This is a genomic window from Acidovorax sp. GW835-FHT14G06, assembly GCF_058793595.1.
The window spans coordinates 1-13591 of the sequence record NZ_JBXAGA010000032.1 but is presented as its reverse complement, the minus strand read 5'-3'; the positions used below and the strand labels follow the sequence as shown (position 1 = coordinate 13591).

General features: G+C 63.5%; 13 protein-coding genes and 4 tRNA genes. 10 read left to right on the top strand and 7 right to left on the bottom strand.

Annotation, left to right across the window (positions count from 1 at the left end; genetic code table 11):
• On the top strand, nt 1-265 hold a 265-nt coding region (locus AC1Q64_RS25225), incomplete at its 5' end, for a hypothetical protein (protein ID WP_492253125.1).
• 228 nt (nt 266-493) lie between these two features.
• Here the strand turns inward: AC1Q64_RS25225 and AC1Q64_RS25220 are convergent.
• The 3 genes from AC1Q64_RS25220 to AC1Q64_RS25210 are packed head-to-tail and all read right to left on the bottom strand — an operon-like array spanning nt 494 to nt 2598.
• Entirely contained in the window at nt 494-1036 is a 543-nt protein-coding gene (locus AC1Q64_RS25220) for a TPM domain-containing protein (RefSeq protein ID WP_492253124.1), read from the bottom strand.
• Nucleotides 1036-1953 (bottom strand): TPM domain-containing protein, encoded by a 918-nt coding sequence (locus AC1Q64_RS25215; protein ID WP_492253123.1) that lies wholly within the window; start codon nt 1951-1953, stop codon nt 1036-1038. Before AC1Q64_RS25215 ends, AC1Q64_RS25220 begins: the two co-directional genes overlap by 1 nt.
• 33 nt (nt 1954-1986) lie before the next feature.
• On the bottom strand, nt 1987-2598 hold the full coding sequence (locus AC1Q64_RS25210; RefSeq protein ID WP_492253126.1) for a LemA family protein: 612 nt from the start codon (nt 2596-2598) through the stop codon (nt 1987-1989).
• Nucleotides 2599-2814: 216 nt separating this feature from the next.
• Here AC1Q64_RS25210 and AC1Q64_RS25205 point away from each other — a divergent pair, with 216 nt between their 5' ends.
• From AC1Q64_RS25205 to AC1Q64_RS25195, 3 genes are all read left to right on the top strand, one after another.
• Nucleotides 2815-3267, top strand: a complete 453-nt coding sequence (locus AC1Q64_RS25205) for a YybH family protein (RefSeq protein ID WP_492253122.1) — start codon at nt 2815-2817, stop codon at nt 3265-3267.
• A gap of 65 nt (nt 3268-3332) precedes the next feature.
• A complete protein-coding gene (locus AC1Q64_RS25200) occupies nt 3333-4346 on the top strand; it encodes a YheT family hydrolase (protein ID WP_291438504.1) in 1014 nt (337 codons plus the stop codon).
• The gene (locus AC1Q64_RS25195) at nt 4339-4887 is read left to right on the top strand and encodes a DUF2946 family protein (RefSeq protein WP_291438506.1); all 549 of its coding nucleotides are present in this window, start codon (nt 4339-4341) and stop codon (nt 4885-4887) included. Before AC1Q64_RS25200 ends, AC1Q64_RS25195 begins: the two co-directional genes overlap by 8 nt.
• A 150-nt stretch (nt 4888-5037) precedes the next feature.
• Here the strand turns inward: AC1Q64_RS25195 and AC1Q64_RS25190 are convergent, their stop codons facing one another.
• The 4 genes from AC1Q64_RS25190 to AC1Q64_RS25175 form a co-directional block, all read right to left on the bottom strand.
• Nucleotides 5038-5901, bottom strand: coding sequence for a c-type cytochrome (locus AC1Q64_RS25190; RefSeq protein ID WP_492253121.1), 864 nt, complete (start codon nt 5899-5901; stop codon nt 5038-5040).
• A gap of 156 nt (nt 5902-6057) precedes the next feature.
• A complete protein-coding gene (locus AC1Q64_RS25185; protein ID WP_492253120.1) occupies nt 6058-7491 on the bottom strand; it encodes an efflux transporter outer membrane subunit in 1434 nt (477 codons plus the stop codon).
• Nucleotides 7484-10639: an efflux RND transporter permease subunit gene (locus tag AC1Q64_RS25180; RefSeq protein ID WP_291438511.1), complete on the bottom strand. Its 3156-nt coding sequence runs from the start codon at nt 10637-10639 to the stop codon at nt 7484-7486. Before AC1Q64_RS25180 ends, AC1Q64_RS25185 begins: the two co-directional genes overlap by 8 nt.
• Before the next feature lie 13 nt (nt 10640-10652).
• On the bottom strand, nt 10653-11942 hold the full coding sequence (locus tag AC1Q64_RS25175) for an efflux RND transporter periplasmic adaptor subunit (protein WP_291438513.1): 1290 nt from the start codon (nt 11940-11942) through the stop codon (nt 10653-10655).
• Between the two features lie 186 nt (nt 11943-12128).
• Between AC1Q64_RS25175 and AC1Q64_RS25170 the strand changes: the two genes are divergently transcribed.
• From AC1Q64_RS25170 to AC1Q64_RS25145, 6 genes are all read left to right on the top strand, one after another.
• A complete protein-coding gene (locus AC1Q64_RS25170; RefSeq protein ID WP_291438515.1) occupies nt 12129-12785 on the top strand; it encodes a TetR family transcriptional regulator in 657 nt (218 codons plus the stop codon).
• 69 nt (nt 12786-12854) lie between these two features.
• A tRNA-Arg gene (locus AC1Q64_RS25165) sits at nt 12855-12930 on the top strand.
• Between the two features lie 102 nt (nt 12931-13032).
• Nucleotides 13033-13118 (top strand) — tRNA-Tyr (locus tag AC1Q64_RS25160).
• A 74-nt stretch (nt 13119-13192) separates the two neighbouring features.
• Nucleotides 13193-13266, top strand: a tRNA-Gly gene (locus AC1Q64_RS25155).
• A gap of 60 nt (nt 13267-13326) precedes the next feature.
• Nucleotides 13327-13401, top strand: a tRNA-Thr gene (locus tag AC1Q64_RS25150).
• A 74-nt stretch (nt 13402-13475) separates the two neighbouring features.
• A partial coding sequence (locus AC1Q64_RS25145) for a GTP-binding protein (protein WP_244273727.1) occupies nt 13476-13591 on the top strand: 116 nt, incomplete at its 3' end.

Genomic DNA, 13591 nt, shown 5'->3' with positions numbered 1-13591 from the left:
CAAAAAAGCCGGGTCAAAAACCATTCCTGAACCGGATTCGGTGAGTCGCCTTGCGGGTTCGGCTCATCGATGGGATGGACTGTACGCCGATGGGTTACAGAGAAAAACCACCGGGTCGCGAACTAACTGTTCCAGTATTGGAAACAATAAAGGTGCGTTGATGGCAAGTCCATTGGCGCAGGGCGTTGGTTCGGCTGCAGTGGGGACACTGGTTATGGATAACCCGGATACGAATACAGGACGGTCAGGAGGTGTTGGGCTGTGATGCCACACGCCGGTGACAAGGGTGACCGCGCAAGGTCAGCGACTCCGCTTTTCGCGGAATTGTCTGCGAAATGGCGGCATGTAGGGGGCCTGGTGCCCATGGAAAGCGCGCCGAAATTGGGCTGAAAGCGCTATCAGGCTGCCCAGCTGCCCTTCACACAATGGCTGCCTTCAGCGTGCGCTGATTCCTGCAGCCGTGTGAATGCTCGGGCTGGCTGCCCACAGGCTCTCAGCGTACGACTGGCGCATCTGGCAACTCGTTGGTGCAGGGGGAATCGGTGGTGCGCGGAAAGTGCTTTGCCAGCAGGGCGCCTACAGCACCCACAGCCTGTGCCAGGCCTTCTTCGTAGTGACCCTGCTGAAACTGGGCCGACATCTGAGCCGCCATTTCCTGCCATACGGCAGTAGCCACATGCCGCGCCAAGCCCCGGTCGGCAACGATCTCGAACGCATGCTCCGGCATCAGCAGGTAGATCAGCACGCCGTTGTTGTGTTCGGTGTCCCACACGCGGTGTTTGCTGAACAGCATCAACGCGCGTTCGCGCACCTTCGCGTGGCGGCGCAGGTAACTCCATGGGAGTCCCGCTTCCGCCACGATGCGTATCTGTCCGGTGTGCTGCAATTCGCTGGCGGCGACCTGCGCGCCGAGGCGCTGAAGCGCGGGCGCCGGGATGGCGGATCGACCGAAGGCGTCGTGCCAGCGGTGGCGGACCAGCCGCCAGATGGCATGCCACAGCGTATGCGTTGGTCGTTCACTGTTGTCAACACCCATCACCAGTCTCCCGATGCGCCACCACCGCCAAAATCGCCCCCACCGCCCGAGCTGAAGCCGCCACCGTCACTGCTGCTGGAACCGCCTGAACTCCCGCTGCTCCAGCCTCCCAAGCCTCCCCCGCCATGCCCCAGGCTGATGAGGCCGCTGCTGCCGCCAAAAAACCAGGTGTAGAGCAGCGCTATGACGCCCGCGCCCACGGACAGTAGCAGGCTGGATGTGAACACAAACGCCAGGACGCCCACGCCGCCACCCAACGCCAGCCCGCCCAGCGCAGCGCCCAGGATGCTGCGGGCCAGGGGGCCGGCCACCATGACGCCAAAGAACAGGAAGATGGCAAAGTCCGTCCAGTCAAAAAGACCGTGACTGTCGCCCCTGATGGCAGCGGCTGGCGCCGAGGCCGTGCCGGGCAGGGCCTCGCCAGCAATGCGCGCGCCGATTTGCGTGACCGCAGCGCTGAGGCCTCCGGCAAAGTCGCCTTGCTGAAAGCGGGGCTTCATTGCGCCGTCGATGATGCGTGCTGCTGCGATGTCGGGGATGGCACCTTCCAGCGACTTGGCAACCTCGATGCGCATCTTGCGGTCGCTCTTGGCCACCAGCACCAGCACACCGTCACCCACGTCGCGGCGCCCGATCTTCCACTGGTTGCCGACCCGGTTGGCATAGGCGGCGATGTCTTCGGGGGCGGTGGTGGGCACCATCAGTACGACCACTTGCGACCCGTGGGCTTTTTCGAGGGTGGCCAGCTGGACTTCCAGCGCCTGGGTGTCTGTGCCGGAGAGCGTGCCGGTCTGATCGATGACGTGGCCTGTGAGGGCGGGCACGGCCAGTGGCTGCGATTGAGCCCAGCCAAAGGCGGGTAATATTGCTATCAATAATATAGCTGTTAGTGCATATTTTCTAAGCGCTAGCAGCATATTCGGCTCACATTGGCACGTGAGGGGTGTTGTTCAGGGCTTTGCCTTGGAGGCGGAAAAGTCCACCGTGGGCGGCACGGCAATCTGTGCCTCGTTGGCTACCGTAAAGCTTGGCTTCGGGGCGTAGCTGAAGGCCATGGCCGTGAGGTTCGTGGGGAAGCTGCGGGCCAGCACGTTGTACTCCTGCACGGTCTGGATGTAGCGATTGCGAGCCACGGTGATGCGGTTCTCGGTACCCTCCAGCGTGACCCGCAGGTCACGAAAGCCCTGGTTGGCCTGCAAGGTGGGGTAGCGCTCTGACACGACCATCAGGCGCGAGAGGGCGCTGGACAACTCGCCCTGGGCCTGCTGGAACTTGCTGAAAGCCTCCGGGTTGTTCAACGTCTCGGGCGTGACCTGGATCGCGGTAGCTTTGGCGCGGGCCTCGACCACTTTGGTCAGCGTTTCCTGTTCAAAGTTGGCCTCGCCCTTGACCGTGGCGACGATGTTAGGCACCAGGTCGGCGCGGCGCTGGTACTGGTTGAGCACCTCGCTCCAGGCGGCCTTGGACTGCTCGTCCAGGCGCTGGAAGTCGTTGTAGCCACAGCCGCCCAGAGCAAGTGTGGCGGCGAGCAAGGTGAGGAGGGCAAGAAGACGTTGGATCATCATGATGGGGAGTCCGCCGATGGAGAAATGGAACGACTGTGCCAGAAACCGTGGTGGGCAGGACTGCAAAGCTTTGTGGAGGGAGTGCTACGGTGGGCGCACGTTCATAGCGCGTACAAAATCAGTGCGCAGCAAGGCTTTGTGCCGTCACCGCACAATAGCAGGCTGGCGTGGCCCCTGTCACGCCATTCCAACCCACTTCCTTCCTGAATCACCATGCCCCGCGCCCGATCAAGAGCAGTCACCCTGGGTGGCTCTTCGGATGAAACCGAATCTGCGTTCTACGAAGCGCTGCAGCGCGGCGATCTCGAGCTGCTGATGTCGTGCTGGGCCGACGATGACGAGATTGTCTGTGTGCACCCTGGCGGGCCGCGTCTGCTGGGGCCTGCAGCCATTCGTGCAGCGTTCGAGGCGATGTTCTCCCACGGCACGGTGCGTGCCCGACCGGCGCAGGTGCATCGCGTCGTGGCGCTGTCGAGTGCCGTGCACAGCGTAGTCGAGCAGGTCGAGGTGATGCTGCCCGACGGCCTGCACCAGGCCGTGGTCATGGCCACCAACGTTTACCACAAGACCCCCGAAGGCTGGCGCATGGTGGCACACCACGCCAGCCCGGGCGTAGCGCCAGATGCCCAGGTGGATGTGCTGGCGCAGCGCCCGGTGCTGCATTGAGGCACGGGCGTGAGGACTTTGAGCCATTTTGGCTGCATGCGCCGACATAATATGCCCCGATAGCTATGAAATACATAGCGCCTCGCTGGCTCCCCGGTGGCCAGCTGCAAACAATCTGGCCCGCGTTGTATGCACGCCGGGTGTTCGGCCCCCGCCCCGAGTACCGCCGTGAGCGCTGGGACACGCCCGACGGCGATTTCATCGACGTGGACTTTCTGCAGGACAGTGTGGCGGCTGACGCAACCCGGCCGCTGCTGGTGGTGTTTCATGGGCTGGAGGGTTCATCGCGCAGCCATTACTGCGAAGCCTTTGCCGACCTAGCGCGCGAACGCGGCTGGGCCTGCGCGTTGCCGCACTTTCGCGGTTGCAGCGGGGAGATCAACCGTGGCCCGCGCGCCTACCACTCGGGCGACCATGCCGAGATCGGCTGGATGCTGCAGCAGCTGCGTGTGCACCACCAGGGGCCGCTGATGGCAGTGGGGGTGTCACTGGGCGGCAACGCTCTGCTGCGCTGGGCCGCCGAAGTGGGCACTGACGCTGCGCGCAGCGCTGATGCGGTGGCGGCCGTGTGTTCGCCCATCGACCTGGCTGCGGGCGGTCACGCCATTGGGCGCGGGTTCAACCGGCTGGTGTACACGCGCATGTTCATGCGCACCCTGGTGCCCAAGGCGCTGCAGAAGCTGGCGCAGCACCCGGGGCTGTTTGACCGGCAGGCGCTGCTGGCCGCGCGGGACCTGTACGCGTTTGACAACGTGTTCACCGCACCGGTCCACGGGTTCCGCAATACCGAGGACTACTGGCTGCGCGCGTCGGCCAAGCCGTTGCTGCACCGCATCCGCATTCCGGCATTGGTGGTGAACGCGCGCAATGACCCCTTTGTGCCCGCCGGCAGCTTGCCTGGCATGCGCGAGGTGGGACGCCACGTCACGCTCTGGCAGCCGCCGCACGGCGGGCATGTGGGGTTCCCGCGCGGGTTGCCGCCGGGGCATGTGCGCGCCATGCCCGACGCCGTGGGAGGGTGGCTGGCCGAACACAGCGGGGCGCAGGGGCAGCACGGTGCACAATCTCCCCATGGATGACATCGTCAAACAGGCCTTGGCCAAATGGCCCAACGTGCCCGACTGCTATGGCTGGCTGGGCCTGGATGCGCGTGGCCACTGGTATTTGCGCGACGACGCGACACAGGCGGCGGGTGCGTTTCCGCACAGCAAAGGGTCGCTGCTGCAGCACGACAAGCTCATCGCTTTCATTGCGCGCAACTATGAGCACGACATCGAGGGGCAGTGGTTCTTTCAGAACGGCCCGCAGCGCGTGTACGTAGAACTGGCGGCCACGCCCTGGGTGTGGCGCCTGCAGCCGCAGGACCTGCGTGCCGTCAGCCACACCGGCCGGGAGGCGTCGGTACGCCACTGTCTGCTGGACGAGCAGGGCCGCGTGTACCTGGAGACGGACCTGGGCCTAGGGCTGTTGCACACGCTGGATGTGGCACTGGCTGCAGAGGCGGTGACAGACGGACGCTGGACGCCGCAGGACGTGCAGGCGCAGGACCTTCCGGCACGCTACGGGTATGTCTGCAGCCCGCGCGCCCGGTCGCAAGCCAGGGCGTCACAACCAAACTGAAGCTCCGCGCTACCGCCTTCAACCCGGAGTTGCTGGCAGTCACTGCTGCTCACCGCGGTACTGGATAAGCTGCAGAATGAAAAAAGCCGGTCGCAAGGACCGGCTTTCTGGGTGGGTTTCTGGCTCGCCTGTGCAGGGCACCGGGCCGCCTTACTTGGCGGCGGCTGCAATGAACTCCACAGCAGCGCGCAGATCGGCGTCAGAGGCTTGGGAGCCGCCACGCGGGGGCATCGCACCCTTGCCCTTGGCGACGCTGGTGTACAGCGCGTCGATGCCTGCGGGCAGGCGAGCGGCCCAGGCGGCCTTGTCACCAAACTTGGGGGCACCGGCTACACCGGCAGCGTGACACACCTGGCAAGCCTGCTTGTACAAAGCCTCGCCAGAGCCGGCAGCGGCTGCTGCAGGTGCGGCAACCACGGCCACGGCGGGAGCCGCTGCTGCCACAGGGGCTGCGGCAGCAGCCGGTGCGGGAGCAGCGGCAGGGGCAGCGTCCGGCTGTGCGGCAGGCGCAGCTGCTGCGGGGGCAGCAGGTTCGGCGAACTTGGCACCGCCAGCATTGGCCATGTAGGCCACGGCGCGGGCGATTTCGGTGTCGTTGAAGTCGCCGCCACCCTGGGGTGCCATGGCGCCCTTGCCCTTCAAGGCCGACTGCACCAGGGCTTCAAACCCGGTGCCGATGCGCGCAGCCCAAGCAGCGGCATCACCAAACTTGGGAGCACCTGCAGCGCCGGAGGCATGGCAGGCCGAGCACTGGGCCTTGAACACTTCTTCGCCGCTCTTGAGGGGGCGGTTGGCGTCGCGCACCTCGACCATGCCGATTTTCTGGATGCGTTCGGCAATGGCTTTCTCGGGGTTGACAGCACCGGCAGCGGGCTTGTCCGCCGACGTCACATACAGGACCAAGCCAATGATGGCAAAGATCGGAATCACAAACGAGAAAAGTACCGCGACCAGCAACTGCTTGGGGTTCTTGATCGGGCCGGTATGGGCTTCTTCGTGGTGGTTGTCGCTCATGTCGTCCTCAGGTGTATCGGGGGCTTCGGTGTAATCAACCTTAAATTATATCTGCGGGGATGGTTATTCCCATCCCTGCTTGACGCAGACACCCACGGGTTTGCCCGAGAGCGTGCATGGCGCCCAAGTAGGCCACGCACGCTCGGCGGCGATCGCTCAGGAGGGAGTCTGGGCGGTGGTGTCAGGTGCACCGCCTCCCAATGCCTTGTACAGCGACACCTGGTTTTGCAACTGCGCGAGCCGCACCTGTACAACCGCCTGCTGGGCTATGAACAGCGAGCGTTGCGCGTCCAGCAGGTCCAGATAACTGGCCACGCCGTTGCGATAGCGCAGGTCGGCCAACTGCAAGCGAGCCGCTTCTGCCCTGGCCTGCTGTTGCTGGGCCTGGGCTTGCTCGCCCAGGGTGGCTTGCCCAGCCAGGGCGTCCGAGACTTCGCGGAAGGCGGTCTGGATGGCTTTTTCGTACTGCGCCACGGCAATTTCCCGGCCAACCCGGGCACTGTCCAGGTTGGCCTGATTGCGGCCCGCGTCAAAAATGGGCAGCAGCAGCGACGGCGCAATGGTGAAGCCCCAGGAGCCGTTCTTGAACAGGCCTGACAGCTCGCCACTGGCCGTACCTGCCTGCGCCGTCAGCGCGATGCGCGGGAAGAACGCCGCCCGCGCAGCCCCGATGTTGGCATTGGCTCCGATCAGTTGCTGTTCTGCCTGTCGGATGTCCGGCCGGCGGGTGAGCAACTCGGACGGCAGGCCGGCGGGCAGTGTTTCCATCGCAGGCGCGTTGGCCAGCTTGCCACCGGCCAGGCTGGTGCGCACATCCTGAGGCAGCGCCTGGCCCAGCAGCAGGACTAGCGCATTTTCGTCGAGCGCGCGCTGCCGCTGTTGCTGCGCCAGCGTGGCGCGGGCGGCTTGGGTGAGGGATTCGGCCTGGCGGAAGTCGAGTTCGGACGCCACGCCTGCATCCAGGCGCATCTTCGTCAGGCGCACCGACTCCTCGCGTGATGCGAGGGTCTGGCGCGACAGGTCCAGCAGCTCTTCGTCGGCCAGCAAGGTCAGCCAGCCGTTGGCCACGGCCGCCACCAAGCTCACCTGGGCGGCGTTGCGACCTTCTTCGGTGGCAAGGTACTGGGCCAGCGCCTGTTCCTTGAGGCTTGCAATGCGGCCAAAGAAGTCGATTTCCCAGGCGGATACGGCCAGGCCCACGCTGAACGAGTTCGTCAGATTGCCCGTGCCCGTAGCGGGCGCCCGGCTGGCATTGGCAGACAGGCCGACGCCCGGGTACAGGTCGGCACGGCGCACCTGGTAGGTGGCGCGAGCCTGCTCGATACTGAGCATGGCCACACGCAGGTCGCGGTTGTTGGCCAGCGCAATGTCGATCAGCTGCTGCAGGCGTGGCTCGGCAAAATAGTTCTGCCAAGGCACCATGGCTCCCGACTGCACAGCTGCGCTGGCGTTCGTTGCCACCCCGCTGGCGTAGGCGGCGGGGACGGGGGGCTGGGGGCGCTCGTAAGTCGGTATGAACGAGCAGCCAGCCAACAGCGCAGCCGCTGTGGCCGCTGCCAGCGCGATGGGGGTGCTGCGGTGCTTAGTCATGGGTTCCAACTCCTGCTTCTTCTGCATGGCGGCGGTTCATTTCCTGCTGGCGTGCGCTGCCTTTGAACAGGCTGCGCACCACCACAAAGAACACGGGCACAAAGAAAACGGCCAGGGCGGTGCCCGTGACCATGCCACCCAGCACGCCGGTGCCGATAGCCCGCTGGCTGGCCGAGCCTGCGCCCGACGCGACGACCAGCGGCAGCACGCCCAGGCCGAACGCCATCGAGGTCATCACGATGGGGCGGAACCGCAGATGTGCGGCGGCCAGCGCCGACTCGATCACGCCCTTGCCCTGGGCTTGCAGGTCCTTGGCGAACTCGATGATCAGGATGGCGTTTTTCGCCGAGAGGCCAATGATGGTGATCAGGCCCACCTGGAAGTACACGTCATTGGCATAGCCGCGCAGCAACGTGGCCAGCAGCACGCCCAGCACGCCCAGGGGCACCACCAGGATCACTGCCAGCGGGATCGACCAGCTCTCGTACAAAGCGGCCAGGCACAGGAATACCGCCAGGATTGCAAAGCTGTACAGGATGAGCGATTGCGAGCCTGCCAGCTTTTCCTCGCGCGACTGGCCAGTCCATTCAAACCCGAAGCCTTGCGGCAGCTGGCCTGCGAGCTTCTCCATCTCGGCCATGGCAGCACCTGTGCTGTAGCCGGGCGCTGGCGAGCCAGAGATTCGCATGGCCGGATACCCGTTATAGCGCACGGTTTGCTGCGCCCCGGTCACCCAGCGCGTGGTGGCGAATGCCGACAGCGGCACTGGCTTGCCCTGGCTATTGGTGGCATTGATTTTCAGCAGATCATCGGGCTGCATGCGCGCTGGCGCGTCGGCTTGCACCACCACCCGCTGCAGGCGGCCCTGGTTGGGGAAGTCGTTCACATAGCTGGAACCCAGCGCGGTGGACAGCGCGGAGTTGATCGCGTCAAAAGGCACACCCAGTGCGCTGGCCTTGTCGCGGTCAATGTCAATCTGCAACTGTGGAGCGTCTTCCAGACCATCGGGGCGCAACTGGGCTAGCACCTTGCTCTGCGACGCCATGCCGAGCAGCTGGTTGCGAGCCTTCACCAGGGCTTCGTGGCCCGCGCCGCCACGGTCCTGCAGGCGGAACGTGAAGCCGCTGGCATTGCCCAGCTCAGGAATGGGCGGCGGGCTCAGCGGGAATATGAACGCATCGCGGATGCCCATCAGCGCACCAAAGGCGCGGTTGGCAACGTCCTGTGCCGACTGGCCTGGGCCTTGGCGCTCACTCCAGTCCTTGAGGGTCACGAATGCGAGCGCCGCGTTTTGCCCCTGACCGGAGAAGCTGAAGCCCAGCACGCCCACCATGCTCTGCACCTCGGGCTGCTTGAGGATGAAGCCTTCGACCTGCTCCATCACGGCCAGCGTGCGCTCCTGCGTGGCGCCAGGTGGCAATTGCACGTTGACGATGATGTTGCCCTGGTCTTCGCTGGGCAGGAACGAGGTTGGCAGGCGCATGTACACCACGGTCACGGCGCCGATGATGGCGGCATAGATCACCAGATAACGCGCGGCGCGCCGCAGCATGCGTGCCACAAAACCTTCATAGCCCTTGGCGGTGCGCGAAAAGCCGCGATTGAACCATCCAAAAAAGCCGGTCTTCTCATGGTGATGCCCCGCCTCTACCGGCTTGAGCAGGGTGGCGCACAGTGCCGGCGTGAGTGACAGGGCCATGAAGGCTGAGAAGCCAATGGATGCCACCATCACCGCCGAGAACTGGCGGTAGATGTTGCCCGTGGAGCCCGCAAAAAATGCCAGAGGCACGAACACCGAGATCAGCACCACCGTCACGCCAATGATGGCGCCCGAGATCTGGCGCATGGCCTTGCGCGTGGCTTCCAGCGGTGACAGGCCTTCTTCACTCATGATGCGCTCAACGTTCTCCACCACCACGATGGCGTCGTCCACCACGATACCGATCACCAGCACCATGCCGAACATGGTCAGCACGTTGATAGAGAACCCCAGAGCCAGCAGCGTGGCAAACGTACCCAGCAGCGCAATCGGTACCACGATCGTCGGGATGATGGTGTAGCGCCAGTTCTGAAGGAACAGAAACATCACCAGGAACACCAGCACCACGGCTTCCACCAGTGTTTCGGCAACCTGCTTGATGGAGATGTCCACGAAGCGCGAGCTGTCGTAAGGAATGCTCCAGCTCATGCCTTCGGGGAAGTAGCGTGACAGCTCATCCATCTTGGCGCGTACGTCTTTGGCGGCCTCCAGTGCATTGCCGCTGGGCGACAGCTGCACGCCGATGCCCACGGCGGGCTTTCCGTTCAGGCGTGCGGCGGTGGCATAGGCCTGGCCGCCCAGTTCCACGCGTGCCACATCCTTGATGCGCACGGTGGATCCATCGGTGTTGGCGCGCAGCACGACGTTGCCGAACTGCTCGACGCTGGACAGTTGCCCGTTGACCACCACAGTGGCTGCAATGCCCTGGCCTGCGACGTTGGGCAGGTCGCCAATGGTGCCGCTTGCCACCTGCGCGTTTTGGGCACGGATGGCGGCGGTGATTTCTGCCGCTGACAGGTTGTAGCTCACCATTTTGGCGGGGTCGATCCAGATGCGCATGGCGCGCTCGGTGCCAAACAGCTGCGCCTGGCCAATGCCCTTGAGACGCTGGAGTTCAGGCACCACATTGCGCGAGGCATAGTCGCCCAAGGCCACGGTGTCAGTTGCCGGGTTGCTGGACGACAGCATGGTGAACAGCAGGAAGTTGGAGCGCGACTTGTCCACGCGCACGCCCTGCTGGGTCACGGCAGAAGGCAGGCGCGGCGAGGCCCGCGAGAGCCGGTTCTGTACGTCCACCTGCGCCAGATCGGCGTTGGTGCCGGGCTGAAAGCTCAGCGTGATGCTGCCCGAGCCATCGGCTTGCGCCACTGATTCCATGTAGATCAGCCCGGGGGAGCCGTTCATTTCCCGTTCAATCACCGACAGCACGCTGTCTTCGAGTGTCTGAGCCGATGCGCCTGGATAGGCGGCGTTGATGACGATGGACGGTGGTGCCACCGGCGGGTACTGGGCAATGGGTAGCTGCGTGATGGCTACGCCGCCCATCACCATGATGAACAGCGCAATCACCCACGCAAAGATGGGGCGGTCAATGAAAAATTTGGCCATGCTGGAATGCCCCTTATGGCTTGGATGCGGCCGATGCAGGTGCCGCAGGCGCTTCTGGCGAGGTCGGCGCTGACGCAGACGCTGCCGACTGTGCGCCTGGCGCTTGCCACGGCACAGGTTTTACGGGCGTGCCGGGGGGCAGCATCTGCAGCTTCTGGAATCCGTCCACCATCACTTTTTCTCCCGCCTTCAGTCCGTCCAGCACCACCCAGCGGTTGTTCTGTGCGGCATTGATCTTGACGGTGCGCTGCGACACTTTGCCGTCGTCGCCAACCACGCTGACCGTGTCGCCCTGCTGGGTACGCGTGACGGCCTGCTGGGGCAGGGTGATGGCGTTGCTGGCCTGTGCCTGTTCAATCCGCACGCGCAAATAAAGGCCGGGCAGCAGCTCGCCCTTGGGATTGGGTACTTCAGCGCGCAGGGTCACCTGGCCCGTTGTAGAGTCCACCGACAAGTCCGTGAACAACAGCTTGCCTGCTTGCGCGTATTCAGATCCATCGCTGAGCACCAGCTTGACGCTGGCCGCCTGGCTGCCGCCAGCGCGCTTGAATTGCCCGCTTTCCATGGCGCGGCGCAGTTGGAAGACGTCGCCGGCCGATTGGGTGAAGTTCACGTACACCGGGTCGATCTGCTGTACCACCGCCAGTGCGGTCGCTTCGCCCTGGCCGACCAAGGCGCCTTCGGTCACTAGCGCGCGGCCAATGCGGCCGGAGATCGGTGAAGTCACGCTCGCATAGCTGAGGTTGATGTCCGCGGTACGCACGGCGGCCTTGGCGGCTGCCACGTCGGCCTGGGCTTGTTTTTCGGCCGCCTCTGCGTTCACAAAGTCCTGCTTGCTGATGGCATTGGCGGCCACCAGGGGGCGATAGCGCTCAGCTTGAGCGCTGGCCTGTGCGAGATTGGCTTGTGCTTTGGCAAGGCTGGCGCGCGCGCTTTCTGCGGCGGCGGCGTAGGGTGCGGGATCAATGCGGAACAGCACCTGCCCGGCCTTGACGTCACTCCCTTCCTTGAACACTCGCTGTTGCAAGATGCCTGCGGCCCGTGCGCGCACCTGGGCCACGCGAGATGCTTCGACACGGCCAGGCAGCTCGGTGATCAGGCCCACGTCGCCGGGCGTGGCAGTGACGACCCCCACTTCGACCGGGGGCGGCTTGGGGCCTCCTGCCCCGGCGGCCTGTCCATCTGCCTTGCCACATGCAGATACAAGCAATACCGCTGCGCTGATGGCGGCCAGCGAAATCACTCGTCGGGTGGTGGTGGCACGCAAGTAAGGGGTGCCGGATGCGTCACGCAGTTGAGGCATGAGAGTCCTTTGGATGTGCGTCAAAAAAGGGGGTGTCGGAAAGAAAACGGGTCTAGAGCGCTTTGCTCAATGTCCCGACAGTTTGATCAGAAATTATACATACAGACATGAATGTATAATTATTGTCCGCTACAGATGCCCCTTGGCAGGTGTAGGGGTTTTGGAGACTCAACAGGGTGTTTGACTATGGCGCGCCGGACAAAAGAAGATGCAATCGCAACCCGTAACGGGTTGATCGATGCGGCGGAGTTGGTGTTTCGGGAAAAGGGCGTGTCCCGTGCATCTCTGAGTGACATTGCTCAGGCTGCAGGGGCCACCCGTGGCGCGATCTACTGGCACTTCAAAGACAAGGTAGATCTGTTTGGCGCCATGATGGATCGTGTCACTCTGCCGCTGGAGCAAGGTTTTGCCAGTTTTGAAGACAGCACCTGTACTGATCCTGTGCAACGCCTTCGGGCAGTGATGGCTCTGGTCTTGCGTAGCGTTGCCTCGGACGAGCACACCCGAAGGGTTTTCGAGATTGCTTTGTACAAGGTGGAATATGTGAGCGAACTGATGGGCTTGCGTGAGCGTCATGTCGCGGCTTCCGAAGGGTTTACGCAGCAGTTGGCGCGCGACTTTGCGTTGGCTGCCGAGTCGCAGGGCGTGGCGCTGTCGATGTCGGCCTTGGATGCGGCCATCAGCCTGCATGCCCTTTTTGATGGCTTGATCCGTAACTGGATTCTGAACGACGGTGGCTTTGATCTCATTGGCGTGGGTGGTGCCAGCACCGACGCATTTTTGCGTGGGGTGGGGTTGTCGCTAGGGGGCTCGAAGGTGCCAGCAGCATCTTGCGGCGGCTGAGCGCCAGGGCTTTGTTTGGTGGGATGCTTGCCGCATGCAATAATTAAAGGCTGCGTTAATCAGAGGTATGCGGCTGTAGCTCAGTGGATAGAGTATTGGCCTCCGAAGCCAAGGGTCGTGGGTTCGATCCCCGCCAGCCGCACCAACGGTACATGCAGCATCGAACGCCGCCAGCGTTTGTGATGAGCGCCAAGCGCGTTTAATTTCTGGATGTGCGAAAAATTGGTGCTATAATTCGAAATTCTCCGGAGGGGTGCCCGAGTGGCTAAAGGGGGCAGACTGTAAATCTGTTGGCTTACGCCTACACTGGTTCGAATCCAGTCCCCTCCACCAGTGAGTGAGCAGTGTTGAGAGTGATGCTTAACTTTGTGAGTGCAAAGTTGGGTTCGCAAAGGCCGGTGGTCTGCGCGGGAGTAGTTCAATGGTAGAACCCTAGCCTTCCAAGCTAATGACGCGGGTTCGATTCCCGTCTCCCGCTCCATTGTTTGTTGCGCTGGTTTGTTGAGTAGAGATTTTTGGTGTTGTGTGAGCGGCGCCAATTGCCCATGTGGCTCAGTGGTAGAGCACTCCCTTGGTAAGGGAGAGGTCGCGGGTCCGATTCCCGCCATGGGCACCATTTTCTGGTGCGTCCGGTTCTGGTTGCGCCGAGATCCTGTTGTGTTGATATAGATTTTTTTCGGAGTCGGAAAAATGGCAAAAGGAAAATTCGAGCGGACCAAGCCCCACGTGAACGTGGGCACGATCGGCCACGTGGACCATGGCAAGACCACACTGACGGCAGCCATCGCCACGGTGCTGTCCGCCAA